This window comes from Paenibacillus sp. FSL R5-0744 (genome assembly GCF_037972555.1).
In the GTDB taxonomy this organism is placed as follows: domain Bacteria; phylum Bacillota; class Bacilli; order Paenibacillales; family Paenibacillaceae; genus Paenibacillus_AQ.
Genome location: NZ_CP150228.1, coordinates 339,563 through 365,494, shown reverse-complemented (window position 1 = coordinate 365,494; position 25,932 = coordinate 339,563). Strand labels below are relative to the sequence as shown.

General features: G+C 43.2%; 22 protein-coding genes. 6 read left to right on the top strand and 16 right to left on the bottom strand.

Annotation, left to right across the window (positions count from 1 at the left end):
* Positions 1–93: 93 nt before the first annotated feature.
* Together MKY19_RS01640 and MKY19_RS01635 are read right to left on the bottom strand one after the other, a co-directional pair.
* Positions 94–717 carry a C39 family peptidase gene (locus MKY19_RS01640; RefSeq protein WP_149646271.1) on the bottom strand — a complete coding sequence of 208 codons (624 nt, stop codon included), beginning with the start codon at positions 715–717 and terminating at the stop codon, positions 94–96.
* Positions 717–2,918: a PAS domain S-box protein gene (locus tag MKY19_RS01635; RefSeq protein ID WP_339799858.1), complete on the bottom strand. Its 2,202-nt coding sequence runs from the start codon at positions 2,916–2,918 to the stop codon at positions 717–719. The genes MKY19_RS01640 and MKY19_RS01635 overlap by 1 nt, the downstream gene beginning before the upstream one ends.
* A gap of 279 nt (positions 2,919–3,197) precedes the next feature.
* Here MKY19_RS01635 and MKY19_RS01630 point away from each other — a divergent pair, with 279 nt between their 5' ends.
* Positions 3,198–4,013 carry a hypothetical protein gene (locus MKY19_RS01630; protein WP_339268311.1) on the top strand — a complete coding sequence of 272 codons (816 nt, stop codon included), beginning with the start codon at positions 3,198–3,200 and terminating at the stop codon, positions 4,011–4,013.
* On the opposite strand, the gene MKY19_RS01625 is transcribed toward MKY19_RS01630, so the two are convergent.
* The gene (locus tag MKY19_RS01625) at positions 4,006–4,782 is read right to left on the bottom strand and encodes a YheC/YheD family protein (RefSeq protein WP_256716337.1); all 777 of its coding nucleotides are present in this window, start codon (positions 4,780–4,782) and stop codon (positions 4,006–4,008) included. The two genes, MKY19_RS01630 and MKY19_RS01625, sit on opposite strands and share 8 nt — an antisense overlap.
* A 181-nt stretch (positions 4,783–4,963) precedes the next feature.
* Here MKY19_RS01625 and MKY19_RS01620 point away from each other — a divergent pair, with 181 nt between their 5' ends.
* Positions 4,964–6,067, top strand: coding sequence for a glycosyltransferase family 4 protein (locus MKY19_RS01620; protein WP_339799856.1), 1,104 nt, complete (start codon positions 4,964–4,966; stop codon positions 6,065–6,067).
* A 58-nt stretch (positions 6,068–6,125) separates the two neighbouring features.
* On the opposite strand, the gene MKY19_RS01615 is transcribed toward MKY19_RS01620, so the two are convergent.
* Positions 6,126–7,367, bottom strand: coding sequence for a DUF445 domain-containing protein (locus MKY19_RS01615; protein WP_339799854.1), 1,242 nt, complete (start codon positions 7,365–7,367; stop codon positions 6,126–6,128).
* Positions 7,368–7,640: 273 nt separating this feature from the next.
* Here MKY19_RS01615 and MKY19_RS01610 point away from each other — a divergent pair, with 273 nt between their 5' ends.
* Complete coding sequence (locus MKY19_RS01610; protein WP_042184240.1) at positions 7,641–8,504, top strand: Cof-type HAD-IIB family hydrolase; 864 nt, start codon at positions 7,641–7,643, stop codon at positions 8,502–8,504.
* A gap of 100 nt (positions 8,505–8,604) precedes the next feature.
* On the opposite strand, the gene MKY19_RS01605 is transcribed toward MKY19_RS01610, so the two are convergent.
* The 4 genes from MKY19_RS01605 to MKY19_RS01590 form a co-directional block, all read right to left on the bottom strand.
* Positions 8,605–10,833, bottom strand: a complete 2,229-nt coding sequence (locus MKY19_RS01605) for an amylo-alpha-1,6-glucosidase (RefSeq protein WP_339244402.1) — start codon at positions 10,831–10,833, stop codon at positions 8,605–8,607.
* 64 nt (positions 10,834–10,897) lie between these two features.
* Positions 10,898–11,776 carry a carbohydrate ABC transporter permease gene (locus MKY19_RS01600; protein WP_042184238.1) on the bottom strand — a complete coding sequence of 293 codons (879 nt, stop codon included), beginning with the start codon at positions 11,774–11,776 and terminating at the stop codon, positions 10,898–10,900.
* 18 nt (positions 11,777–11,794) lie between these two features.
* Positions 11,795–12,685, bottom strand: a complete 891-nt coding sequence (locus MKY19_RS01595; protein WP_042184236.1) for an ABC transporter permease subunit — start codon at positions 12,683–12,685, stop codon at positions 11,795–11,797.
* Positions 12,686–12,707: 22 nt separating this feature from the next.
* The gene (locus tag MKY19_RS01590; protein WP_339799851.1) at positions 12,708–14,420 is read right to left on the bottom strand and encodes an ABC transporter substrate-binding protein; all 1,713 of its coding nucleotides are present in this window, start codon (positions 14,418–14,420) and stop codon (positions 12,708–12,710) included.
* A 252-nt stretch (positions 14,421–14,672) separates the two neighbouring features.
* Between MKY19_RS01590 and MKY19_RS01585 the strand changes: the two genes are divergently transcribed.
* Entirely contained in the window at positions 14,673–16,241 is a 1,569-nt protein-coding gene (locus tag MKY19_RS01585; protein WP_339799849.1) for a response regulator, read from the top strand.
* The gene (locus MKY19_RS01580) at positions 16,219–17,940 is read left to right on the top strand and encodes a histidine kinase (protein WP_339799847.1); all 1,722 of its coding nucleotides are present in this window, start codon (positions 16,219–16,221) and stop codon (positions 17,938–17,940) included. Before MKY19_RS01585 ends, MKY19_RS01580 begins: the two co-directional genes overlap by 23 nt.
* A 106-nt stretch (positions 17,941–18,046) precedes the next feature.
* On the opposite strand, the gene MKY19_RS01575 is transcribed toward MKY19_RS01580, so the two are convergent.
* From MKY19_RS01575 to MKY19_RS01565, 3 genes are all read right to left on the bottom strand, one after another.
* Positions 18,047–19,405, bottom strand: coding sequence for a sugar phosphate nucleotidyltransferase (locus MKY19_RS01575; protein ID WP_339804103.1), 1,359 nt, complete (start codon positions 19,403–19,405; stop codon positions 18,047–18,049).
* A gap of 11 nt (positions 19,406–19,416) precedes the next feature.
* The gene (locus MKY19_RS01570) at positions 19,417–20,253 is read right to left on the bottom strand and encodes a DUF6492 family protein (protein WP_339799845.1); all 837 of its coding nucleotides are present in this window, start codon (positions 20,251–20,253) and stop codon (positions 19,417–19,419) included.
* 134 nt (positions 20,254–20,387) lie between these two features.
* Positions 20,388–20,672: a hypothetical protein gene (locus tag MKY19_RS01565; RefSeq protein WP_339799843.1), complete on the bottom strand. Its 285-nt coding sequence runs from the start codon at positions 20,670–20,672 to the stop codon at positions 20,388–20,390.
* 215 nt (positions 20,673–20,887) lie between these two features.
* Here MKY19_RS01565 and MKY19_RS01560 point away from each other — a divergent pair, with 215 nt between their 5' ends.
* A complete protein-coding gene (locus MKY19_RS01560) occupies positions 20,888–23,191 on the top strand; it encodes a UvrD-helicase domain-containing protein (RefSeq protein WP_339799841.1) in 2,304 nt (767 codons plus the stop codon).
* Positions 23,192–23,257: 66 nt separating this feature from the next.
* On the opposite strand, the gene MKY19_RS01555 is transcribed toward MKY19_RS01560, so the two are convergent.
* The 5 genes from MKY19_RS01555 to MKY19_RS01535 all read right to left on the bottom strand — a co-directional run bounded on the left by MKY19_RS01555 (position 23,258) and on the right by MKY19_RS01535 (position 25,931).
* Positions 23,258–23,839 (bottom strand): 50S ribosomal protein L25, encoded by a 582-nt coding sequence (locus tag MKY19_RS01555; RefSeq protein ID WP_042184221.1) that lies wholly within the window; start codon positions 23,837–23,839, stop codon positions 23,258–23,260.
* A gap of 171 nt (positions 23,840–24,010) precedes the next feature.
* The gene (locus tag MKY19_RS01550; protein ID WP_262495646.1) at positions 24,011–24,283 is read right to left on the bottom strand and encodes a helix-turn-helix transcriptional regulator; all 273 of its coding nucleotides are present in this window, start codon (positions 24,281–24,283) and stop codon (positions 24,011–24,013) included.
* A gap of 15 nt (positions 24,284–24,298) precedes the next feature.
* Positions 24,299–24,535 carry a hypothetical protein gene (locus tag MKY19_RS01545; RefSeq protein ID WP_339799838.1) on the bottom strand — a complete coding sequence of 79 codons (237 nt, stop codon included), beginning with the start codon at positions 24,533–24,535 and terminating at the stop codon, positions 24,299–24,301.
* A gap of 109 nt (positions 24,536–24,644) precedes the next feature.
* Positions 24,645–24,962, bottom strand: a complete 318-nt coding sequence (locus MKY19_RS01540; RefSeq protein ID WP_042184217.1) for a hypothetical protein — start codon at positions 24,960–24,962, stop codon at positions 24,645–24,647.
* Between the two features lie 93 nt (positions 24,963–25,055).
* Positions 25,056–25,931 carry an alkaline phosphatase family protein gene (locus tag MKY19_RS01535; protein WP_339799836.1) on the bottom strand — a complete coding sequence of 292 codons (876 nt, stop codon included), beginning with the start codon at positions 25,929–25,931 and terminating at the stop codon, positions 25,056–25,058.
* Between the last annotated feature and the right edge of the window lies 1 nt (position 25,932).

Sequence of the window (25,932 nt, the reverse complement as noted above, 5' to 3'; positions counted from 1 at the left end):
CTGGATTATAGTATGATCCTCGAATTTGTGCAAACGTTTGGACTCAAAATAACCAGATCATTTTTCCAGGGTAATTGCATAGCTAAATCACGATTAACTAGGCGTTTCTAAGATATTCATTCCCACCATCGTAATGATGTCTTTATTTGCATAATATGGGATGCGGCGTTCTTTACAAAGAGCAATCCTTCCATCCTTATACCTCACACCATTATCCTGAACGATGAGGATTGGACGATCCCCGTTATCAGGTACTTCATATCCTATTCCTAATACCCAATGGTAATCGTAAGCAAAATTCCCTCTCCACCGAAAATTAAACCATTTATCAAATTTAACAGCTACTGGCCGACCTGCATCAATCTCCACTTTATACACATCGAAATCGTTAAAAGTAGAGACAGAAAGCTTATGTCCCCCTTTTGGCGATATTGAAGAGTGGATATAAGCTGTGATCCCCTTTACAAAACTACGTGTACTCATCCCCAAAGGGGTACCTCCGTGATGACTGTATATGTAATTAATATGAGCTGCTTTAGAGTGAAAATGACCTTTGCCACGAATAAAGTCCATTCCTAGCTGGGTATTCCAATACTCGGTTAAAGCTGCCAGCGTAGCTGGTCCACATGCAGAAGACGGGGATGAAACCCCAGCCTCCCACTGTGTGTATGGATCTACCGATAGTTTGTTACTAAGACTGGAGTTTCTATGTCTCATCAGGATGGTTCTCCCTTTGAAGAGTTCGGCTTAGAAGCTGAAAGGGCAGGGCCTTCCGGAAGTAAAATCACATTTTCACCAACATCCATAGATCCCTCTGAATTAGATCGTGATTCCATTTCCTGTGCAGGCTTCTGCTCTGCCTGAGCAATATCTTCCTCTTCGCCCTCATATTTGTTTTCAGGATTAATCTGTAGTGTGAAATAGAAATTAGAGCCGTTTCCTTCGCTACTCTCCACCGCAATGGCTCCGCCCATCAGCTCGACAAGCTTCTTGCAAATGGCTAGTCCTAACCCCGTCCCGGCATACTTACGATTAAACGAGGAGTGCAGCTGGTAGAATGATTGAAACAGCTGATGCTGCTTTTCTAAAGGAATACCTATCCCCGTGTCTCTGACATTAAACTTCAAAGTAGATTTCTTTGAAACCACGGACAATTTTTGCTCCACATAAATACAGACTTTACCTCGGTCAGTAAATTTAATCGCATTGCTGACCAGATTAACCAATACCTGACGTAATCGTCCTGCATCTCCCATAATGAACGTAGGAACTCCTGGTGCCATGCTGTAAGACAGCTCAAGATTTTTTTCCAAAGCCTTAGCCATAAACAGATCCGTTACACTGTCCAGTACCTCTCGAAGATGTACGGGCTCATGTACGATCATCATTTTTCCGGCCTCAATTTTACTGTAATCGAGAATTTCATTCAGAATATATAGAAGAGAGCTACTGCTCTCCTTAATAATATTTGTGTACTCACGTTGTTCTTCATCTAGTTCCGTCTCTGCAAGCAGATCAGTCATCCCCACAATGCCGTTCATAGGCGTGCGTATTTCATGGCTCATAATGGCTAGAAACTCTGATTTAGCCTGGTCTGCTTTTTCCGCAGATTCCTTCGCCCGAATGATCTCCTTCTCATCTGTAATATCCCTGAAGACGACTACAACCCCCTTAGGTTCACCTTTATCAAAAAGAGGGGTTACTTGGTACTCCGCAAGAAAGCTTGTACCATCTTTACGCCATAAGACTGCATCCTTGCTCTGGTAAGATCCCCCTGACCTAATGGCTTTGATAAGTGGCGACTCCTCTGGCCGGTAATGTATCCCATCAAGCGCTGTCTGCTGAATATGATCTAGATAGGAATGACCCATGATCTCATCATGTTCATAGCCGAGCATATGCAAACCAGCAGGGTTGATGAAGGTCACCTTCTCCTCCATATCCAGTCCAAAAATACCCTCAGATACTGCATTTAATATAAGGGTGTACTCATTGCTTAGCTTCTCAATTTGTTCTGTATATCTTATACGTTCCGTAATGTCACGGGAAATACCATATACACCAACCACTTGATCGTCTACAATGATCGGAATATTAGTGGTATTAATCTCTACAAGATGGCCTTCTTTATGAATAAGCGTCAGATCATAGCTTTGGGGATAGCCCTTAGCAGCTAAGTTAAAATGATACAGCGTCTTCTCCATGTCCTTCTCATGCACAACGGGACCAAAGTACATTCCGATCAGTTCTTCCAGCGAATACCCGGTCAGCTTCTCCAGATTCGCATTGGCTGTTAAATAATCCCCTTGTAAATTCATTGAGTACACAGCAGAGGGATTATATTCAAATAAGGATTTATAGCGCTGTTCATTCTCCTGAAGCTTGAATTCGAACTGTTTGCGCTCTTCAACTGCATGACGCGAGATTAAATCCAGCGAATTCTCGGACATCAATCTATAATTACGTTCACTTTGATAAATCTGTTCCTCTAGATCTCGTTGATCTGCCATTTGTTGATCTGCAATCTTTCGGTCCGTAATATCTTCGGCGTACACAATAATACATGAAGGGGCTTGTCCTGCTGTTACAAATCCTGAGAATGTCAGGGAAAGCCATACCGGTTGATCCCCTTTGTAAAAGCATTCTTCCTTCTTCCAGCTCCCTGCTGGAGAATTCTGAAGCTCGTCCATCACCAATCTATAGGAAAGCTCTTTCGAAGACGTCTGTCTATTTTCCATTTCTGCAAAAATAGCCCCAGCAAGAAACTCAGCTTCCGTAAAGCCAAGTAAATTGCAAAAAGCCGGATTGACCTTCAGCCAGTTGCCCTTACCATCGTTTAAAGACAGTACGGCTATTCCCTCTGGGGACCTCATAAATGCATGTTCCAACATTGTGCTATATTCTACCGCGTTATCCATCTACGCCAGACCTCCTTTGTTGCGAACGTTGCATCCTTTATTCCATCCTAAGTTCAGTATACGATAAGAGAAGTGAGTATAGAAATGCCCTGCGTATTATTTTGAATAGGGAATAGTTTAATTTTAAATATTGACTGGATGGACTGAGGCAAACTATTATTAAACATAATAATATCGTTCGTGACCTATTACGCTGGAAGCACCCGTAATAAAGGCTTTTGCCTTTACTACGGGTGCTTTTTTTGTTGCCATTAGGTAACGACAATAGGAGGAGAATAAATGAAAATATTTAAGTCAGTGCCCTTTCTACTGCTTACGATCCTGCTACTGCTAAGCACATCATCAGGAGCTATTGCTGCATCTACAACAGAAATAACCCCCTCTGTTAAAGCGGCTTTTGATCTGACGGCCGCAACGGCAGATGGTCCTGCCAGGGTTAAGCTGACTTCTCTTTACAATGATTTATCCACCTTAAAGCTGCAGTATGATCAGCGCGAGGAGCAAATCCGAATCCTTCACTACAATAATGAGCAATCGCTAGTTGTGGTTCGTCAACAAATTAAAGGGATTGATCTTGAAGCAGTGACCCGATTGGAGGCCTCCGTTAAGAGTAGCAAGCAGCGCTATCAGCCCTTATTTGACCAGTATAGTGCACTTAACAAGCGAATTAGTATCGCCAAGTCACTTAAGGACAAGACCTTGAATACCGTACTGCGTGCCCAAAGTGATGCTATGAAGATCTTGGTTCAGTTGGCACGCCAAGAGATCAGTGACAAGCAGAATCAGCTGAACGCCGCGAAAAAGAACCGTTCCCAAAAGATAGCCGAAGCGCGTAAAACCTTGTCTGGCATTGAAAGTCCTCAAATCACGATCAAATCTAACAAGAGCGTGATCACCTCGTTAAACAAACGTGTCTCAGCAGATTGGACTGACTTTAAAGCAGCGATTCGCAAACAAAACCTTACCCTAACCACCCAGTCCTTAGGTGCCCTGGTCTCCGGTTACCGTCAGATCGCAACCCATAAGCAAAAAATAATTGAGCTCGAACAAAAGGTTTCCCTTGTTATTGCGAATACGAAGAAGCAAATCAGTTAGCGGACTTCTTCTTCTCATTTGCTCTGCGGTAAGCCATCACTTTGCGGTACATGCTTTTATTAGAGAGATGTTTGAAAATATATGGATCTGGACTCGTATTCACTTCAATAATCCAAGGCGTCATGTGGTTATCTAATCCTACATCTACACCAATCTGTTTAAAGCCAGGATATTTCTTATGGTAGAAACGTCCGGTATCCTCACCTAGCTTTCGCAATATCTTAAGCATCTGAGCTTGCTGAGCATCGTTCAAATAAGGCGACAGCAGCTTCTCCATAGACATTAGCGTACCACCGTTATGATAATTGGTAACAATCTTGCCTTTCTCAGCTACTCGGCCAATCAATCCGGTAGTTTCCCATTTGCCACGCGGACTGAGCTGGACCATCACACGGATATCAAAACGATGCTTTCCATGCTTTAGCAAAACAATCCCTCTCTGAATCAAGTAACTGCGTCCGCGTGTCGCTTTCTTAAGGGATGAATAAAAGGTGTCATAGGCTCCAAAGGTTTTTATCTTTGTTCCACTTTGGTATTTGTATTCTGTTCCATGAGAATCCTTACTCTGTTCAACCTTCATTACACCATTACCATAGGTGCCATGTTCCGGCTTAACGTAAATCATCCCATATTTCAAGAGCATCGTTCTTAAGTTTGCTTTACTAAACTTCACTGTTTCTGGAATGAGCGGTGAAATCTCGGAACTTTGCATAAGCACCTTGGTTTTAATCCATTTGCTGGTCAACGCAGACTTTAACTTCGTTCCCAATTGCCCTCTCCCCTGTCACTAAATAATGATCACAGCCTTGCTTAACCTTAGTATTTTATGCTCCGACTATATGAATGGAATGGGTTGAACGCCCTCTCCGCTCTCAGATGTATCTCTAGATACTCAAGCTGCATATGGTGGGAAGAGGATAACCATTAGCGGATCAGAGGAGGCATGAACCATGCATATTTGTATTATTGCGCCGGAACGTCTCCCGGTTCCAGGAGACGGGTCAGTAGAAATCTGCATTTGGGCCATTGCCAGAAGGCTGGCTGAGAAACATAGGGTTACCATTGTGAGCCGCAGAGCGCCGGGACTGCCCGATGCTTCCATATTGGAGCAGGTCAGAATCATTCGGTTACCCGCAAGTACTCCCGTTCATTATCGTACTTCGGTGTTAGACTACATTCAGAATGAGTCATTTGATATAGTTCAGATCGATAATCGCCCCCATCTTATGTCTGCTGTAAAGAAACGGCTCCCTCATCTTCCGGTATTTCTATTTCTGCATTCTCTTACATTCACACCGGACACAGTTAAGACTGCTAGAGCCTTGGCTAGAGCAGATCTGATTATTGCGAACAGCCACTCTCTACAGCGAAGACTAACCCGTCGCTTCCCTCAATTAAACAATGAAATCCGTATTGTCCTGCTCGGAGCAGATCTTGATCGATTCATTCCTGTAGGGCTACAGGAAAAATACCATCTTCGGAAACTTTACAGACTCCCGAGGGTCTTTACCGTCTTATTCGTCGGTCGAGTCATTCCCCGCAAAGGGGTGCCCGTATTGATACGTGCTATGTACCATTTAAATAAGCACCTTCCTGCTCATCTTGTAATTGCAGGCAAAGGGAAACCGTCATATTTGCGACAGCTGAAGCTACTTGCACAGCGACTAGGCGTATCCGTTTCCTTCCTTGGAAATGTAGCTCATGAGGATATCCATACCCTTTATCAAGCAGCCGACTGCTTCGTATGTCCTTCTCAGAATCATGAATCCTTTGGGCTTGTTAATGTAGAGGCCATGGCCTCGGGACTACCGGTCATCGCTTCTAGCAATGGCGGTATCCGTGAGATTATCGACTCCGGCCATAACGGATACCTGGTGGAACGATATCGCGAGGCCTTGCCCTTTGCTAGAGATTTGCTGCGACTAGGCCGGAATCCGGAGGTAGCAGCAACCATTGGGAAACAAGGACGAGCGGATGCGCTTGAAGCCTTCAATTGGCAACGTACAGCAACTGATTTGGAACGGCTTTATCAAGCTGCCTTAGTACAGCAATAGATCCTATAAACATAAAAAAGTAGTCCGCCTCCATTCACTGGAGACGGACTACTTTGATTTAAATAAATTGAACAACTGTAAGTACAAGCCCTACAACAAAACCGCATAAGGCACCGTTCACACGAATCCACTGAAGATCTTTACCTACTTTATCCTCCAGCATATTCACTAGACTAGCATCGTCCATGCTATCCAGATTCTCCTTCACCAAAAGACCGATTCGGAAGTGGTTAGCCTCTACAAATGCAATCAATGAAGCGCGAATCCGCTCCTCCCAGCTACCGATCCACTCTTGTTCCTTACTAATACGGCGCATAAGAAGGGTGTATAGTGCAAATAGTTTTCGTCCGCCAGCTGCCCGGTCCTCTTCTAATAAGGAGAGTGCCTTACTACGTACGTTCTTTAATTGAGTATGCAGAAAAGCAGTTACCGCTTCTCCCTCAAGCTCTTGTAGTGCCCATTCTTTCACAGAAGTCATTCTAGCCTCATCATTAACAATCTGGAACAACGCCACCCGGATTTCCCGGATGATCTCTTCACGATAAGGGCTATCCTCTTCACGAAAATCGCGAATACCGGACTGCAGCATGCCTTGCAGCATTTCACCAAGCATATCCGCATCCATGAATCCAACGAAAGCCTGAAAAGCCATCCCTTTCAGTCCACCGAGCTTTACTTCAGCCAGTTTCTCGCTGGCGATCTTACCCAGCATAGCTTTCGTTTCAGGACGACCGCTCCAGTTAGATACCCCTTCCAGCGCATAATCCAGAGCCGCTACATCTTTTCCATCGTTCATTAATTTAGTGACAATCTTATCAGCCGCAACTCCAAGCTCCGCTTCACGAATATAGTCAGAGGCTGCCTTTTGAAGAAAAGGTACAGCTTTCTCTACCGGAAGACGTGACACGAATTCGCTAAGTTGCTCTAGGATCTGGGCTCTCGCCTTCTTCTTGCTAAAGAACTTCGTCAGCAGCTTGGAACTCATAGACATAATGCCAAACTTGCGCAGCTTGTTCTCAATGCTCTCTTTGTTCAGCAGCTCAGTCTCCATAGCGGTAATTAACGACTGAATAATCTTATCCCGATTCTTGAGCAGCAGTGAGGTATGTGGAATACGCAGCCCGAGCGGATGGCGGAATAACGCGGTTACCGCGAACCAGTCGGCAATCCCCCCAACCAGCCCAGCCTCAAAGCCACCTCTTAGTAGAATTACAGCGAGATTTTCAGGTAGAAATAGTGTAATCAGAAACCCACATGCCATAAAAGCTAGTGACATGGTGGCCAAGTTTTTGGATCTCACGATTAGTCCCCCTTACATACACAGCTGCCGATGTCCTTACGCAGGAAAAATACCGACGGATCACGTCCCACGAACATGAACTGACGATAGACTCGGCTAGTCGATTAGTTTAACAACTATTGTACCACGACTGAACTATATTCTAAAAATATACGATTAGACTAGGAATGAAAAGGTGTTTTTGGTTTTCAGAATATTAATGATAAGATACAATTAACGTTCTCACTAGCCCGCGAAGGGGACAACAATGACTGGATAAGGAGATCTTACAATATGCTGATTGCTTTAGATATGGATGGAACATTGCTGAACGAAGAAGGACAAATTAGCCCAAAGAACCGCGAGGCGATTATAAAGGCTCAAAATTTAGGTCATATCGTAATTATTGCTACGGGACGCTCTTTTATGGATGCGGAACGACAACTGCGGCTGGCAGATCTGGAATGCCCTGTAGTCAGTCTGAATGGCGCAGTGGTTACATTGTCTGACCACACGCTTGCAGCAAGTAAACCGCTGAAGAAGGAAGACATCATTCCTGCATTGCGCTGGATGAACGAAATTCCGGATTTGTATTACGAGGTATACACAGAGGACAACGTATATGTGGAGCTCAATAAACGGGTAAGATTAGAGAAACTATCTGCACTAAGTGAAGAAGAAGTACCTGAGGAAGTTAGCTGGCTGCTAAAAGCAATGATCGATCAGCAGTTTCAACAAGCGGCTGTAACTTACGTCGAAAGTATGGAAGAGATCTGGAGTAAAGAAGAAAACGTCATTTATAAAACATTAGCCTTTTCTCTAGACCGGGAACTGCTCAAAGAAGCCTCCACCCGCTTCGCCGCGATCCCTGGCCTTATTATTACAGCCTCCCATGTCAATAATATCGAAATTAACCATGAGGACGCCAACAAAGGCTCCGGTGTAGCTATGCTCGCCGCCCACTATGGCATCCCGCTAACAGATGTAGCCGTAATGGGTGACAGCTATAATGATCAACCGATGTTCGAGGTGGCAGGCTACCGGATTGCCATGGCTAACGCAGCACCGATTCTAAAGGAAATGGCTGAATTTGTTACAGTCAGTAATGCCGAAGATGGAGTGGCGACAGGACTTGAGCATCTTATGGCTAAATTCTGAACCAACATGCCTGGCTTAAATCATAAACTGCAAAAAAACCTCTAACATCATCCTGAGGATGGGTTAGAGGTTTTTTTTAGATTGTCTTAACTAGTTATAGCTACAGCTTTATACAAGGATGATTGTCCAAGCTCAATGGCTTGGCAAACTCAACGTCTTTTAATAACTCGTTATTCCGCTTATTGTGCATAACACGTGATTCGGATAGCCCTGACTGAATCTCCTTGAGCATTTGACGATTCTCATCATATAAGGTAACTGCCAGTGTATGATCATCTTGTCTTACAACCAGCTCCATATTGGGCTTAACTTCAAGCGATACCGTTTCGAAAGGAGACATATCGATGATAACTTCCAGTCCCACATTCTTAAATGTATAGGCGTAAGTGATTTCAAGTCCACGGTTATACGTGGCTTCGATCTGTCCCTTTCCTATGTTCACATTATAAGCCAAGGATTCAAGCTCTTGCGGAATTCTTGGAGCAATTGTCAGTGTATTGTTAATCAGGTCTGGACGGATACCTAAGAAATATTGGTACCACACACGCAGGTGCTCAGCATTGGACCAAGCTTGCAGGTATGCACCCGTCAACTTCGCCCATTTCTCATCTTCCTCAGGATAAGCATCCATATTCTCACAAAGTCCACCAACAACACCTAAATTCAAGGCCTGCCAGTTCATATTCTTGAATAGCTGATAGGCCGTTTCTTCCTGCCCTGCTTCAATCATACGCTGCATCGCAATACCATTAAGCCAAATCCAAACCGCACCGTTATGGTAAGCCTCGTCTTTCGGATAATGAGATGTTAAATGAAACGGACGAAACAATGGGTGATGTCTATCTAGCGAAGCAACACCCCATGGATAGACCAACTCTTCCCACGCGGTACGAATCGCTCTAGCCTTAAAATCGTTATCATCAAACATTTCAAAAGCAAATAACTGGTTTGGGCGCAGGGAGAATTCCGGCTTGTCTTCTGCATCCAGTCTGTCTGCTAAATAAGGATGCGCTTGATCAATGAAATCAACCTCAAAATGGCGCTTCAAGGTTTCAGCAATGCCCTTCCATTTATCAGCATTCACCTTGTCATTCATATATTCAGCAAAGTAAACACCAGCAAGCAATTGGTTATACCAGAGTGCTTGAATATCATTGGCACGGGTATCCCGAGGAGAATATGACTCCAAATTGCCATCCCGGGCATCCATCCAAGTTTCATTATCTGCGTGCTTTAAGTACCCTTTATCATCTACCCAATATTTTATGGAACCTTCAATACTATATTGTACATTGTGATACAGCTCTTTAATGATCGCTGTATCTCCTGAATACTTAACGTAATCCTGCAACTGGATAATGAATCGCGGCGTACCATCCGTTGTATGGTAATCCACTTTTCCAGGAGACAAGATATTTGGAATTCTACCAAAGTATTTAGAATCTTCGTCCGTATTCTGAAACTCTGCGAATGATAGCAAGATATTTCTAGCCGTTTCGAATTGCCCTGTAACGAGCACAGCGCCTGGAAGAGCTATGAATTGATCCCGTCCCCAATATTCGTTAAACCATGGCAGTCCTGCATAGATACCATCACCCTGCTGTCTAGTAACCAACTGATCCATTGTGATGTTCAACCAATTCATGGCTAAAGTAAATGTATCATCACTGCTGGTTAGATGGGCATTATGGTGTAAGAAATCTTCCATCCGCTTAACACGTTCATCTTTCAAAGTGCTAATATCTTGTCTAGCTTTAAGGATTAAGCTTGCTGCTTCTTCGGATGTCTTACCTGCAGCGATATAATAACCCCCAGCGTTTGCACCGGCAATTAGAACTTCATTATCCATATGCAAAGGTGAAAGGTTGATAGCACTAACTGCAATCACCCAATCTCCCTCGATAGCGCTAAAGAACGCGATATGATCCTGTTGGTTTATATAGCTAACATTCTCTCCCCTTAAAACGATGCCTATGTCTTCCTTAGCATTAGCGAGACTAATTTCCAATAGATTATGATAATCCAACAACCACAGCTCTTCTGTAAGATCGGCGTGCTTACGCACCATTCTATAAGGATAGGCCCAAACTTCAGATTGTCGATTGTCTAGCTTCTGTTCACCTACGAATAAGGTGTATCCACCGAAAATTCTATTCTTAGCAATATTAAGTCCCTCAAAAAATGCATGTTCCACATGATCCGTATGATGGGATTGCGTAAAATAAAATGCTGCCTCTTTATTCGTAAATGAAATACTCCGATTGGCTTCTTGAGAGACAAATGTCTTCATGTCATCCAGAATTGATGTATGAACTTGATTACTATTCATTGTAAGCCTCCTACTTGAAAATAGTAGGCCGCTATGAAGCTTCATAGCGGCTGTCTACTAATATTTATTCTTTAACCGAACCAACGACAATCCCTGATACGAAATACTTTTGCATAAACGGATAAATCAACAACAATGGTAGCGTAGAAACTACGATTTTAGCAGCGTTCAAAGTCTTATTCGAAACTTTTGCTAATTCCAATAGTTTTTCAGGATCTGTAATGTTCTGAACCTCAACGCTAAGCTGTTGGATATAGGTTTGCAATGGATAATTCGCCGTTTTATTAATATATACCAGGGCACCAAAGTAATCATTCCAATGGCCCACAATAGTAAAGAGCGTAACGGTGGCAAGTGTAGGCAATACTATCGGAAGATAGATTGTTCCTAATATTCTCCACTGTGAAGCTCCATCTATATTTGCAGCTTCCTCTAGAGATTTCGGTACAGCCCGGAATGCATTCATCAGCAAGATAACATTCCCTATCGGTACTGCACCCGGCAAGATCAATGACCAGATGGAGTCTAAAAGATTAAGCTCTTTGACTACCATAAAGGTTGGAATCAATCCACCTGAGAATAACATCGCGAAGATAACGAGATTCATATAAACCTTCTGACCCGTGAATACTCGTGAACTTTTAGACAATGGATAGGCTGTAAGAATCATCAATACCATATTCACAAGCAGACCTAACACTACCCGTTCTACAGAGATCATGAATGAACGCCAAAACTGGCTGTCAGACAATAATTTTTCATAGGAGCTAAACGTCGGATTAACCGGGAATATACTTACTAGATTTGCGGAAGCCGCCGCATTATCACTGAAAGAGATGGCTACTAAATTGACTAACGGTATGAGACAGGACAAGGCGAACGCTAGAACAAATACCCAGATAATAACATCTGCAATACGACCCTTGATGTTAGATGCGTAAATGGGAGAACCCCCCTTTCTTTAGAAAATACGATAATCCGTAAGTTTTTGGGCCAATTTATTCGCAGAAAGAATCAGTACGATACCAACGACCGACCGTAATAGGCCAACTGCTGTACCTAAGCTGTATTGTCTTTCTACCAGACCCACCCGATAAACGTAGGTATCAATAATATCCGAAGATTCATACACCAAAGGATTATACAGATTGAAGATCTGATCAAAACCAGCATTCAATACATTCGGCAAGTTCAAGGTTGTAACCAGCAAAATAGTTGGCATTAAGCCTGGCAACGTGATGTGCCACAGTTTCTTAAACCGGTTGGCTCCATCAATGGAGCCCGCCTCATAAAGTCCGGGATCAATGGATGTCAGGGAAGCTAGGTAGATGATTGAACCGTACCCAAAACCCTTCCAGACATCTGTTAATACTAGCATCGGTCTAAACCAAGTATTGCTGGCCATAAACAAGACCGGGTCAATCCCAAACCAACTTAACATGGCATTAACAGGACCTTCATAAGAGAAGATATTCATGACTACAGTAGCTAAGATCGCCCATGACAAGAAGTTCGGCAGATAAACAACCGTCTGTATGAATCGCTTAGCAAACTTTACCCGAATTTCATTTAATAACAGGGCAAACACGATGGATGTAAAAGTACCCACGATAATTTTCCATAACGCGATAACGATCGTATTACTGAAAATCTGTTTGCTGTCAGGAATTTGGAGCATAAATTTGAAATTATCAAGACCTACCCAGGATGAACCACTCATTCCCTTAGCCGGAACATAATTTTGAAAAGCCATTATAATACCGAACATTGGAATAAACGAAAAGATAATTAGGAAAATCATTCCTGGCGCCATCATTAGATGGAATGCTGTCTGATCTTTTTTATTTTTCATTTACGGATCATCTCTTTCAACATCATTTGGTTGCTATCGCTTCGTTAACTTCCTTAGTAATTACTTCGCCGCCAGTTTTATTCCAGCTATCTACAAACTTATCAAACGCATCAGGTGTTTGCTCACCTGTAATGATCTTCAAGTACATTTCAAGTTCCATTTTAGTAAGTGTCGGCCATTTCAACGTCATGGATGATGTACTTCCAAAGAATAATGGATTCACTTCTTTAATATTAGAGGCTTTCACCAAACTAGCTGTCGTAATACTGGAAGTATATCCAGCCCATGCATTGGAGTCTGGTGTTTCTCCATTCTTCTTACTATCAAGAAATTTCTTATAGGAGTTATAAGCCGTTAAATCCTCATTGCTAGTTAATTTACTTGTATCGCCTGTTTCTAATGCTTCTTTCATGATGTCAACGTTACGATAGAAAGCGTCATAATAATCGATATTAATGGCGAGCGGAGATCCGCCAACATTCATGCTCTTATAATCTTCAAATTCTTTCAAAGCTTTTTCATCTTTTTCTTGGTAACGCTGATAGTCATATTGAACACTCACAAGCTTGGCTGCAAGTTCAGGATGTTCAAAGCCTTTGCGAACAACCAAATAACTGCTGGAAGGATTTCCAGTGAACATTGTAAGCGAGCCATCTTCTGATTGTGGGGCAACATAAGATACCCATTCCGCTTCTGGATTCAGCTTAAGCGTGTCAGCCACAGTCCAGCTTCCCCACCAGTTATCCATGAACGACCCACTTTTTCCGCTTGTAAGTAGCGCCTTGCGGTCATCACCAGTACGTACTGCAAACTGGCGATCAATCAAGTTATTTTTGTACATTTCAGACAACTTGGTCAGTGCTGGCTTCATTTCTGGTTGAACAGATCCGTATACAGCCTTTCCACTTCCATCATCAATCCACTGTTTTGGATACGCACCATATAGTGAAAAAATATTATTAAATGAGAATTGTCCACCAGAGACACCGGCAACGTTTTCATTATCGACAACAAGACCTAGCGTCTTACCCGCTCCGTTACCACCTGGATCTTTTTCTACAAATTGCTTAATAATGTTCTCGACATCAGCCATTGATTTCGGCTCAGCAAGTCCCAATTTGTCCATCCAGTCTTTGCGAAGCCAGAGGATACCAGGACCATGTGAGATTTCAGTAGTTGGTATGGCCATCAGCTTGCCATCGAACTTTGCGCTATCCAGAACACGACCACCGTAGGAATCATAAATTTCCTTAATTCGATCGCTGGCAGTATTTTCATAAACCTCGGTCAGATCTGCAATCAGATCGTTCTCATAAAGCTGTTGTAATGTCGCGTAGTCAGGAACCACCATTAGATCAGGGATTTCACCGCTTACAATCGCCATCGAAACTTTCTGACTATAGTCTGTACCATCATTGGACTCAAACGAGGTCGTATTTTGAATGTTCAGCTTATCCTTGAAATATCTTGTCCACACATTGTTTGTGGCATTATCTTTCTCATAAGGCGTTCCTGCAAGTGCTGAATAGCTCGTTGCCACTTGTCCAACAGAATAAGTAACTGTTTCAGGATAGGCGCCAAATGGAGTCGTCTGTGCTTCTTTCCATGCAGGATCACTCGCATCTGTCTTTGGGGTAGATGCTGAAGAATTATTAGAACTTGAACAACCTACCATAGCAACAGCTAATAGTGATGCTAATACTATGGAGCTTGATTTTCTCAATTTATGTTTCATTATAAGAGCCTCCCTTTTTCTATAAAAAAACTCGTATTAGAAAACGATTTCAAAGCGCCGGCCAGCTTCAAAAAAAATTATATTGTTACTTCCTTAAGTTTATAGATTATTGCTATCCATCGTAAACGCAAAAAAATTATGTTTTACACAAATAAATACTCATCATTAACGATAATATCGAGGAATAATTGCTACGGTCGAAGATGTTATACTACAATATCAATGTCACTACATGTCGAAAGGTGGTAAATAATGTTATCCATATTGGTGGTAGATGATCATAAGGAGGAGCGAGAGGGGATTGCTTTCCTCATTAAGGAGCTTGGCTTCCCCCTCCAATTGCATGTTGCAGAAAACGGTCGTAAAGCACTTGAATATGTAAGCGCACACTCTGTCGATATTCTATTTACCGATGTGCGGATGCCTATAATGGATGGATTACAGCTAACAAAGGAAGCATTAAAGTTGCACCCCAAATTAAAGGTGATTTTGTTCAGTGGATTCGCTGAATTTGAGTATGCCAAAACAGCCCTCTCCCTGGGCGTATCCGAGTATCTTTTGAAACCGGTTAACATTGAAGCATTCCAAACTACTTTAGAAAAAGTTATTCAGGAATTAAAGAGCCAGCAACAAAAAGAAGAAGCGTCACAAAGAAAGCTAAGCTATGTGAGAAAACATCTACTCTTCTCTCTAGTCAATGGCATCGGAAGCCCACCTCCTCTTCAAGAGCTGTCTATTGAATTACCCAGCCATTACAATAAAATGCTTTTGTTAGAATTCGATAAGCCATTTTTTGAATCTGTGGATTCGGAGTTCGAAGAGTTTGTTCTTGGTTTAGTAGACACATCTGCTGATTACTTAAATCTAAACGGATGTCAAAGTCTACTACTGTTTCCCGAGCAAGAGTCCCCTTCTTCCCAGTTTGATAATAATTCAGCGATGCACCTGCATCATTGTATCCTTGATAAATATAAAGTGAATTGTTATCTCGCTATGAAAGAGGAACTAACCTCAATACTAGATTTAGGTTCACTTTTGACTTCATTAGAAGAATTGATGGAATATCGTTTTTTTCTCCCAGATACCTTTGTGTTTAATACACAAAATGACTTACATTTCTCTGAGGCCTTGTATCCAGACCTTACAGATAGCCACCTACTAGATCAGATTCGAAATAATCTGAAGGATCAAGATATTTTTAGCTTACGAGCAAATACTGAGATTTTATATCAAAAATACGTACATCAAGTACAGTATTCACATTTATATGTAAAGTATATGTTTTCCACAATCTATCAAGAGATCATGACACAAGCTGCACCTATATCAGAAATGGAGCTGCAGACTGCCGTCGAGACCATATATGGATCTGAAGATTTGCGGGATATCAAAGATATCATATTTGAAGGTATCGCTCGGATTGATCAGAACTCCACCAACCATGAGCCTACTCAGAACCGTGATGTCGACGCCGTCAAACAATATATTGAACAATATTATGCAGATGATCTCAGTCTGGAAATGCTTGCTGCTAAAGTGTATTTGTCTCCACATTATCTTAGCTCCATATTCAAGAAGCAGACAGGCTGTGGGCTTAATAAATATATTAAGAATGTCCGCATGCAAAACGCAAAAGAGTTGTTAACAAATACGCATCAAAAAATATCAAATATTTGCACCGCAGTGGGCTATCGCAATATTTCATACTTCTGCCAAAATTTCAGGGATTTCTATGGGTACACACCAGAAAAATATAGACAGTATAATCAGAAGTCCTCTGTATATCGGGAGGAGCATCATGCAACTTTGGCGGACACTTAAGCAAAATATTCGCGACTTGAAGTTTCAAACCAAGATCATGCTTTCATTTATGTTAATCAGTATGATTCCTGTGATTGTATTGGGCAGCTTCTGCTATCAAGAAGCCAAATCATCCCTCATTAAGCAATCCAAATCTGATTTGAATGCAGCCTTAAATCAAGGGGCTTTAGCTTTAAATAGTCATCTGGATGTCTACAATAAACTCATGAATTTCTTGAGTTTTAATCAGGAAATTATTAATTCAGCTAATCATACCTATACAAGTATGTATGAAATGTATGATCAGTTAACCCATGTGATTGACCAAAATTTCAATACGGCACGGTATCTAAATACAGGTGTAGAACAAATCACTCTGTATACAGGAACCAATCTTTTGGCACATGGCAATACCGTCCGAGCCCTAAATGATATTAAACAGGAACATTGGTACCCGCCGTTGATGAAGTCAGTCGATGTCCTGTGGTTTACAGATAATAAGGAGATTTTTGCTGTTCGACGAATTATTAATACGAAACAGAAAGATCCAAAAGAAAATGTGCTGTATGCACGTGTGAATTACGATTCGTTATTCACACCTTTTGACTCCCTACTCTCTCAAGGTTCAGAGATTCTCGTCAAAGATGCTTATGGAAAGTCGATCTATGCCTCGCCTGGTATAGAAGGATATATTCCTTCCAATAGCACAAACAACTTAGATACGCTGCAATGGAAAAATACAAAGTACACTGTATTGCAATCTGAAGTTCCTATATCAGGATGGACAGTGATGTTATGCAAACCTACGAAGATGATTACGAATTCTGCTTGGAAAATCCTTTCGACAGTAGGGCTTGTTATTGTTGCTTGTATTGCTGCCGTTGCTATAACCGCCAATCTATTTTCTCGAAAGTTCAATTCACAAATTAAGCGTCTGCGCAATAATATGCGCACCGTAGAAGAGGGATCCCTGGAAGTCACCGTCACCAGCACATCCAAAGATGAAATTGGGGATCTAATTAGAGGCTTTGGCAATATGGTTGACAAAACAAAAGTGTTAATCGATAAAGTCTACATTGAGGAAATTTCACGAAAAGAATATGAAATGAAAGCCCTACAGGCTCAGATCAATCCTCATTTTCTATATAATGCTCTTTCCCTCATCAATTGGAGAGCCATTCGAATCCACGCAACAGATATAAGTGAAATGGCTCAGCTTCTATCCACGTTCTATCGGACTACGCTGAATAAAGGGAATAATATAATTTCGGTTTCGGATGAACTATTGAATGTACAATCTTATATCCAGATTCAGCTTAACATGCATAGCAACAGCTTTGAGATAGAATATCAGATCGACGAGGCTATTCTCTCTTATTACATGCCTAACCTGATGCTTCAGCCTCTAATTGAGAATGCTATTATTCATGGTATTGAGAATAGAGAAGAAGAAGGAAGCAAAATTATTCTATCCGGAGAAATGGTAGAGGAGTGTATCATCTTCAAAGTAAAGGATAATGGCGTTGGCATCCCACAAGAACGACTCAATCTTCTGCTTAAATCCCCGTCTATAGGCTATGGGCTCAAAAATGTAAATGACCGGGCTATGCTAATGTACGGACCAGAGTACGGCCTGTCCATTACCAGTATTCTAGGACTGGGAACGGAGGTCACATTTCGATTTCCATCCAAAAGATACGAAGGTGGCTCAGATCTATAACTCTTTTAAATGCAGTGATGTTAATTAGCTACATTCTAAAATTAAATTCAACCGGGACATGTACGCTGGATTAAACCCGGTTGATTTTTTTCAATCTATTGAATTACTAATGATCAGGAGCGCTTTCCTCCCCCACCCATTCAGCAGAAACACGTACATAATCCCCCACATCAGAAGATGTCACCAGTTCAATAATGATCAATTCGAGCGGCGTAATCGCCCGCAAACCATGTCTCGCACCGGCAGGTACTATAACTGTGTCTCCGGCTGCAACTGCATGAAGAACGCCGTTCATATGGTACTCTCCATTGCCCGAAAGAAAAGACCATATTTCTTTGGTATGCCTGTGAAAATGATAGCTGGTGTGCTTCCCTGCCAACATCGTGATTTTGGAAGTCGTAACCTCAACTCCTGCTGCTGTTCGTGAGAAATCCAGAATGCGTGAGCTCCCCCACCGCTTTTCTTCAATCATCGGCTTCGCGGCATGACCCTCCAGCTTCTGCTTAATCCGTTTCGCCTGCTCGATCCCAGCAACTAAAATACCATCCGCACCCGCCGCCACAATCAAGCCTGGGGCACCGATGACATGTACGGGACAAGAGAGTTCGTTCACTAAATAGGTTCCTTTTGAATCCTCAGAAATGCTCCCCCTGCCAATTACCTTTTCCTGCAAATGAGGGGTAAGCGCATCCCAACTACCAATATCCGCCCAAACTCCGGTGTAAGGAATAACTACCGCTCGCTGCGTATGCTCAAGCACTTCATAGTCAAAACTTCGTTCTGGCAATTCGTCATAACGCTCCACTAGCTCCATGTAATCTGCTGAAAGATTCCGTTCCACCATAGTTGAGAGCAAGTATCCTAATGTGCAGGAAAACACCCCACAGTTCCATAGTCCTCCACAGGAGATGAACTCGGCTGCCGCCATTTCGTCTGGTTTCTCTGCAAATTGCTTCACATTTAAAAAAGACATCCCCTCTGAACCTTCACTCGGTAATATATACCCGAACTGTGTGGATGGGAATTCAGGCGTAACACCGATCAGGGCAATATCCGCTTGTGATTCGGACAGCACGCTGGGAAACTGCCGAAGCTGACTGAAAAAAGAAGCCTCCACATAAGAATCCACCGGAATGACCACAACGATCTCTTCTAAGTCTATTTTCTTCACGGAATGCAAATAGCTCGCCGCCAATGCAACCGCAGTAAAAGTTCCCCGCTTCTGTGGCTCCGCCAGTAAAGCAACCTGATTGCCAACAGATTTGCGGGTAATTTCCACCTGACTGCGATGGGTTACAATGCAGCTTGAATCTAACAATCCTGCCTCATCCAGCCCTCTGCATACTCGCTCGATCATCGACTCCATGCCGCCATTTTCTGTTGGGAGAAGTCTTAAAAATGCCTTTGACCTGATCTCATTCGACAGCGGCCACAGCCTCTTCCCCGATCCCCCTGAAAGGAGCACGATCTGCAACGCTATCGCCCCCCTGCGCTGGACTTACTACTCGGTGTTCTCACATACCCCTTCCGTTTATGAAAAGACAATGATCTATACTTTTCCGCCAGCCCATTCAGCTTCTGCTTGGAAAGCTGCCCTGCATTCATATGAAGGCCTTTATTACGCGCTTTTTGAATCTTCATGCCTCCACGATCCTTCGAATACAGGTAATTCCCATAAGTTTCGAATTCAGAAAAAGCAAATTGCTTAGTTCGGTTCATACTGTGTATAATCGCCGAATACCAAGGCTTCTGATGCTTTGCTTCAATTTCTCTTTTCATCTGAGTCAATTCGCTGCGTTCAAACAGCATATAATGCGTCACAAAAGAAGAAGCAGATGCCGCCTTCTTACCCATTAGCTTCCTATAGGTTGTAAAGTACTGAGGCTGACTCCAATTGCGACTGTAAAAAATCGTCTTTCCCTTCTCACGGAATCGATGTGGAGCGATTAAGACCGTATCTGCATCGATGACTAAAAAATAGTCAGCCGTACATAGCTTGTCACCATTCAGCTTCAACAATTGCTGGAACAACCAACCGGATCTTTCCCATTTCCGTGAACGGTAATGGATATCTTTTTTTGTAATCGGAAGGACTGTATTCTCATCGACAAAGGTACAGCCCTTTTTTCGGCAGAAATCCAGTATTCGTGTCTTTTTTGGAGCAACAATCAATATACGACCTATCGGATGCTTAACATGTGTTCGGACAGCGTCAATAACATAGGGGAGTGTAGCCAAATCTTTCTCGATAGCCGGAATCAGTACATCTATGGTAACGGCATGTCTTATGCGGACCTTATTGGGCGAGGGCATACGGTCATCTCCATATCATGATTTTGCTTTAGGATATGAGGATAATAAGGAAAGGGAATGGGCTTTAATGTAAACTTAAGAGAGGACAAGGGAGGGATTTATACCCTTCTTTTCTCCCGCAGGGCCAAATCCGCTCACTTCTGGGGTATTTTTACCCTTCTTTTCGCCCGCAGAGCCCAATTCCGCTCACTTCTGGGGGATTTATACCCTTCTTTTCGCTCGCAGGGCCCATTCCCGCTCACTTCTGGGGGATTTATACCCCTCTTTTCGCCCATAAAGCCAAATCCGCTCACTTCTGGGGTATTTATACCCTTCTTTTCGCCCATAAAGCCAATTCCGCTCACTTCTGGGGTATTTATACCCCTCTTTTCGCTCACAGAGCCCAATTCCCACTTTTCTACGGTATTTATCCCGTACATCCCGCCCACCAATCCCCATTCACACAACCAAGCTCCACAGTCCCCCATACTATATCCAGCATTTTTTTCTGTGCAGCAAAAAGGCTGGGATGGTATATTGTAGATTGGCTAAATTTTCGGCGTATTTTAATCGGCACATTTTAAGATGAACTCAACCATTCTCCAACTAGTTTTGTTGAGCTCACTCTATACAGAAATATATGAAGGTGAATCTATTGAATAAGCTCTTATTTCATAATATCCCGCTGGGAGCAACCGGCGAACGCATCCCGCAAGCGGCAGTAGCTTCAGCGCAGACCAGCAAGGAGCTAGTGAAGCGGGAGGAGGGGGACTCCGCTTATTTCCGCAGGCTGGAGGAAGGCGGCATCCTGCTCAACCGCCCGCAGATTGCTGCGGTGCGGCATCATAAAGGGCCGCTACTGACACTGGCCGGTGCAGGCTCCGGCAAAACCTCGGTTCTGATCTGCAGAACCGGTTATTTGTTGTCGGTGCGCGGCGTCTCGCCGAGTCAGCTGCTATTGCTGACTTTTTCGAGTAAAGCCGCGGCAGAAATGCGCGAACGAATCGCCCTGCTCCCGGGAGTCAGCACAGCGGACGTTGCAAGGCTTCAGGCCCGTACGTTCCATTCTTTTTTCTTATTTTTCTTGCGCAGACAAGGATTGCAACAGGAAATTTTCAGTGAGACACGGCGCCAGCACATCCTATTGAAGCAGATCATGCGTGAGCTCGGACTGCCGAAGGATGCTTATCCACCGGAAACCCTACTCTCTCTGCTCTCTTCCTGCAAAATGAACATGGGCACTGTGGAAGATCTACCAGAAGGCACCACCGCCGAAAAAGAAATGAAATCCATTCTGGAAATATACGAACAATGGAAACTAGACAATTTCAAAATCGATTTCGATGATGTCCTCTTAATTGCCTATCGGATGCTGAAGGAGCGTCCGGAGCTTTTGCAAGAGTTGCAGATGAGATATCTGTACGTGATGGTGGATGAGTTCCAGGATACAAACGCCTTACAGTACGAACTTGTCAAAATGGTCGCTCACCCACAGCATAATCTAATGGTGGTTGGTGATGATGACCAAACGATTTATTCCTTCAACGGAGCGCGCAGTGAGTTCATTCTAGAGTTCGAGAAGCTCTATCCGGGAGCAAGGGTTATTACGCTCGATATTAATTACCGCTCAGGCCCAGCTATCGTTGGACTTGGTAACGGCATTATCAAGCACAATACACGTCGGCGTTCCAAAACCCTGCAAGCCGCAAAAGGTAGTGGAAGTCAGCCACGATATATGCGTCCGCAAACTGCAGATGAAGAAGCCGAGCAGATGATCGAGCATATTTTAAACGAGGTCTCTAGCGGCAAAAGAGAATATAGCGACTTCGCCATGTTGTACCGGGCCTCGAGCAGCAATCGGGCCGTTCTCGAACTGCTCCTTTTACGCGATATTCCCTATATTGATTACGGAGAAGGGCAATTATTGTACGAGCACTGGCTGATCTCTCCGGTAGTGGATCATTTGCGACTCTCCTTGAATCGGCGAAATTTTGCAGCGATGGAAAATATCCTGCCGACACTATATATGAACCGTGAAAAAGGTATGAATCATATCCGCCAGATGGAAGCTAGACAGCCCAAGCAAGGACCGTTAATCCACCTATTGTCTATGCCTGGCATGGAAGACTTCAAAGGGACTAAACTAAGAGATCGGCTCGATCTAATCCGTAATATACGCGAACTGACCCCAATACAAGCAATCCGGCAGATTCGTACCCAATTCTATGATTATTTCATCGAAGCGAATGAACGGCATCAAGCGACGCTTCATAGAGAGACGTTAAAAGAAATGCTAGATGAGCTAGAATCCTCCGCGGCGCGTTTCGACAGCATCCCTGCCTTTCTTGATTTCATAGATAATGTCACGGAGCGTAACGAGCATAATCGCCAACCAGGTACTAAAGAGCAAGGCAATCGGATTGCATTAATGACCATTCATAAATCAAAGGGGCTAGAGTTTCCTGTAGTCTTTTTAATTGGAGCGTCTGAGGGAATTCTTCCGCATAGCTCTGCACTGGAGGGCGACCGGTTAAAAGACCGCAAGCTTGCTGCCGGAAGCAGCGGAGCCTCAAGCTTAGCAGCACTAGAGGAGGAACGGAGACTGGCGTACGTGGCCGTTACGAGAGCCCGAGAGGAGCTATTCATCAGCTCACCTGCACAGCATCGGGGTAAAAAAGCGGAGGTCTCCCGCTTCATGTTATCCGCCTTCCGTTCAGCGGTTTCTTCCACAGCAGCAACTACGGTGAGTAGAACCGTGACAACAAGATCCTTACCGACCAGCCGAGCGACCACGACAAAAACAAAAACCCATGTCGTTCCGGTATGGAACTGCACGGGCAACAGTTGTCCTGGTTGGACACGCATGAAAGCTGGCGGAGCTGAGGATCATCTAACCTCAAAGCCCTGTCCCTTATGTAGCTCACCAATGGCAAAGGATCAGCGAGAAGTTCCCGTATGATTTACACGCAAAAAAAGCAAGTTTCCTCTTCCCTGGAAACTTGCTTTTTTTAATATAAATATATATTTAAGCTGTAGTTACTACTGCTTCTTCAACTTCTTCATGTACAGTCTTAATCTGAATCATTACTGCATTCGGATCGGTCAGCACTTCGATTCCATCTTGGAAAATCAGGTCAGAAACTAGCAGCTGATCGCCAATATCAAGTTTACTAATATCTACTTCCATAGAAGTAGGCAAAACGCCCGGCATACAACGAACTTCTACTTCATACAATTCCACTTGCAATACGCCACCGGCTTTCACGCCGATTGCTTCCCCTGCAAAATGAATCGTAACTTTACTATCCATATTTACAGACATGTTCACATGCTGGAAATCAATATGCAAGATCTTACCTGACAGAGAATCCTTTTGAATATGCTGAACAATGATCGGCATTGCTTCATCGTCCGTTGTTTTTGCTTGCAGAATAGCCCGTGGATTTTTTTTCAAAGTACCCAACAGCTCTTTTTCATCCACTTCTACGTTCAGAGTATCTTTACCCACTCCATACAATACAGCCGGGATACGTCCCTGTTTTCTCGCTAATTTCTTTTGGGACTTTGTTTCGCCAGTACGCTTGTTTAATTGAATAAATTTACTCATTTTTTATTTCCTGCTCTCTTTGACCATAAATTCTTGTCAATCTAAGTATAACATGACCATATAATCTAGTCAAATTTAGCAGAAATCTCCCTTTTCCATACAAAAAAGAAGACTTGAGTGAATTCAACTTCCCATTCCTCAACTCTTCCCAACTGCACTTTTTCAATTTATTTAACGCTTACTTAAACCATGTTCACCTATCACTTCTTCTATTGTACAATCACTTTCATTTAACTCTTCGATTCCGATGAGTTCCCCAGGCTGTACATTAAAATATAAACAAAGCTTTAAGAGCAAGTCTCTGGGATACTGTACCATCTCATCCTTATACATACGGCGAACCGAATCAAAGTGATAATTAATATCCTTAGCAAGCTTTCGTATAGAGAGTTTGGGATCATGATTCTCCATGACCACACTTAATTTACTACGGATAACCGGCATATATTCACCTCCAGCTTAAGTCCACGCCCACAAAAATCCATCGCGATCCCACGCGATTTTGCCGCCGTGCAGCTTCCGGAAAGCTTTCTTTACTTCCTTGGACAGTGAGGCATTGCCATTCTCATTCACAAATACAAATTGTTCCCCAAAATTCTCTTTCACATATTCAATCGCCGCGGTCTGATACAAGGTACCCGTAAACCGAATTTCCTTAACCATCCATTCTGCTACCTCTTGTGCTGTTACTTCCATATGGATGTGCCTCCTTTCATGTACTTCATGCTAAAATGTGCCCTCATTATAACATGAATACAGCCCGACCGGACAAACGTCCGAATCGGGCTGTATTAGGATGTCTGAATTAATGTGGATATGTATGATTCGAAGAATGACGAGTCTTCTGCCCGCCACTTACCATCAACAAAATCCCTGTGATCAAGTGTAGTACCCATCCCACGAATGGAATCCAAGCGAGTAAAGAAGTTACAATTCCGAGTACTGAACCATAAATAGATTCTTGGTTCTTTGAAGATAAAATCAAAGTAACCAGGTGAAGAATAAACATCAATCCCAGTGCGGAGTACCCAGTGCCAATTACAATAGCAGCACCCAGAATTGGAATTGCTAAAATAATTTCAAATGAGCCTGTAATCCATTTCAAAGCTCTAGAAGCGCTCAAAAGACAACCTCCTAATAGGTAAAATATACTATTTAGTATACAAAAACCCAGCGTTCCCGTATATGATTTTTATCGTGCTTTACTATTTTATTTTCATCCTAAAATCACAGGTTCATTCACCTCATGAAGTGGTTGCTTTTGCACAAAAGGGGGCAAGCCTTCCTTGCTCATTGCAGCTGAGGGAGCAAGCCCTAAGCAGTGGCACATTAACGGAGCCAGCCTTAATTGGGGGATTGCTTGATCTTCTTTTGCCAGAGGCAATGCATCTACTCCAAACGTATATAACGGCACATCCCGCTCGGAAGAGGTGACCCCTCCATGGTACCCATTTGCGTTCATTCCATGATCTGCCGTAATCAGAATCTTATACCCCTGCTCCATCCAAATAGGCAAAACAGTGGCTAGCAGTCCATCGGCGTTACGCACGGAAAGCTCATATTCCTTACTCTCCCCCCCATAATGATGCCCGGCGTCATCTATATTCATGGAGTGAATGTATAAAAAATGCGGATCATAGGCACTTCGTAAATACACGGCATCGGCAAATACATGGCTGTCAGGATAGTGATCCTCGAAATAAAAGCTTCCATGTTGAATTGGCTTCATCACATTATGCTGATGGCGATCAGCCAGTGGATCAAAGGGTGCAGAATTATAAAGCTCACTGACCCAATGATAGGCGACAGCAGCTGTACGCAAATTAGCGGCTACTACCAAATGAAATACACTTTCTTCATGGCTAGGTCTCACAATATGGTTAGCCGTAATTCCATTTTTGGACACGGGTGTACCCGTCAAAAGTACTTCATAAAGCGGGCGCGACAGACTGGGTAATTCCGACTGTACTCGATAACAAGATAAGGATCCTTGCTCCACAAGATGCTCCAGATAGCCCATGTATTTGCGAGCAGCATCATATCTAAGTCCGTCCAAGACAACCACAATGAGTTTATTGGTCATTTCCGTCATT